2 protein-coding genes are annotated in these 1990 nt (G+C 64.4%); both read left to right on the forward strand.

Annotation, left to right across the window (positions count from 1 at the left end; all coding sequences use genetic code 11):
- Positions 1-1011: aldehyde dehydrogenase family protein (locus EOA33_RS33845; protein WP_127407591.1), on the forward strand; the 1011-nt coding region annotated here is incomplete at its 5' end.
- A gap of 14 nt (positions 1012-1025) precedes the next feature.
- On the forward strand, positions 1026-1990 hold a 965-nt coding region (gene hpaD / locus EOA33_RS33850), incomplete at its 3' end, for a 3,4-dihydroxyphenylacetate 2,3-dioxygenase (RefSeq protein WP_127407592.1).

Raw genomic sequence — 1990 nt, forward strand, 5'->3', positions numbered from 1 at the left:
CCGTTCATGCTGTCGACCTGGAAGATCGCGCCGGCGCTTGCCGCCGGCTGCACCATCGTCCACAAGCCGGCGGAACTGTCGCCGCTGACCGCGCGCCTGCTTGTCGAGATCGCCGAGGAGGCCGGCCTGCCCAAGGGCGTGTGGAACCTCGTCAACGGCTTCGGCGAAGACGCCGGCCGCGCACTGACCGAACACCCCGACATCAAGGCGATCGGCTTCGTCGGCGAGAGCCGCACCGGCTCGATGATCATGCGCCAAGGCGCTGAAACGCTGAAGCGCGTGCATTTCGAGCTTGGCGGCAAGAACCCGGTGATCGTCTTCGCCGACGCCGATCTCGAACGCGCCGCCGACGCCGCGATCTTTATGATCTATTCGCTCAACGGCGAGCGCTGCACCTCATCGTCGCGCCTGCTGGTCGAGGAAGGCATCTACGATAAGTTCACGGCGCTGGTCGCGGAGAAGGCCAAGCGCATCAGGGTCGGCCATCCGCTCGATCCCGAAACCGTGGTCGGTCCGCTGATCCATCCGGTGCATGAGGAAAAGGTCCTGTCCTATATCGATATCGGCAAGTCGGAAGGCGCGGTCGTCGCCGCCGGCGGCGGCAAGTTCGACGGCCCGGGCGGCGGCTGCTATGTCAGCCCGACGCTGTTTGTCGGCGCCACCAACAAGATGCGCATCGCCCAGGAAGAGATCTTCGGGCCGGTGCTGACCGCGATCTCGTTCAAGGACGAGGCCGAGGCGCTGGCTCTGGCCAACGACACCCAATACGGCCTGACTGGGTACCTCTGGACCTCCGACGTCACGCGCGCCTTCCGCTTCACCGACGCGCTCGAGGCCGGCATGATCTGGGTGAACTCCGAGAATGTGCGGCATTTGCCGACGCCGTTCGGCGGCGTGAAAAGTTCGGGGATCGGCCGCGACGGCGGCGACTGGTCATTCGATTTCTACATGGAAACCAAGAACATCGCGTTCGCCACGGCGCCGCATTCCATCCAGAAGCTCGGCGGCTGACCGGAGACCCAAAGATGCCCCTGCCCCAACCCAACCTCTACCCGGCTTTCAATATCGTTCGGCTTTCGCATGTCGAGCTCGCCGTCACCGATCTGGCGAAGTCCCGCGCGTTCTATGTCGACACGCTCGGCCTGCAGGTGACCGACGAGACCAAGGATGCGATCTACCTGCGCGCGATGGAAGAACGCGGCCATCACTGCATCGTGCTCAGGAAAGGCCCGGTCGCGGAAGCGCGCGACCTCGGCTTCAAGGTCTTTTCCGATGAGGACCTCGACAAGGCCGCGCATTTCTTCGACGGCAAGGGCCTACCGGTGGAGTGGGTGGAGCGCCCTTACCAGTCGCGCACCTTCCGCACCCGCGATCCGCACGGCATCCCGCTCGAGTTCTATTCGAAGATGGAGCGGCTGCCGCCGATCCATCAGAAATACGCGCTCTACAAGGGCGTGAAGCCGCTGCGCATCGACCACTTCAACTGCTTCTCGCCGAATGTCGATCAATCGGTGGCCTTCTACAACGAGCTCGGCTTCCGCGTCACCGAATACACCGAGGATGAGGAAACCGGGAAACTGTGGGCCGCCTGGACGCACCGCAAGGGCGGCGTGCACGACATCGCCTTCACCAACGGCCTCGGCCCGCGCCTGCACCACGTCGCCTTCTGGGTGCCGACGCCGCTCAACATCATCGACCTGCTCGATTTGATGGCGACCACCGGCTATGTCGGGAACATCGAGCGCGGCCCCGGCCGGCACGGCATCTCCAACGCCTTCTTCCTCTACATCCGCGATCCCGACAACCACCGCATCGAGATCTATTGCTCGGACTACCAGACGGTCGATCCGGATCTGGAGCCGATCAAATGGGACCTCAAGGATCCGCAGCGCCAGACGCTATGGGGCGCGCCGGCGCCGAGGAGCTGGTTCGAGGAAGGCAGCGTGTTTGCCGGCGTGAAGCCGCGTCCGTCTGATCTGGCGGCGTCGCC

This window comes from Mesorhizobium sp. M4A.F.Ca.ET.050.02.1.1, assembly GCF_003997725.1.
GTDB lineage: Bacteria > Pseudomonadota > Alphaproteobacteria > Rhizobiales > Rhizobiaceae > Mesorhizobium.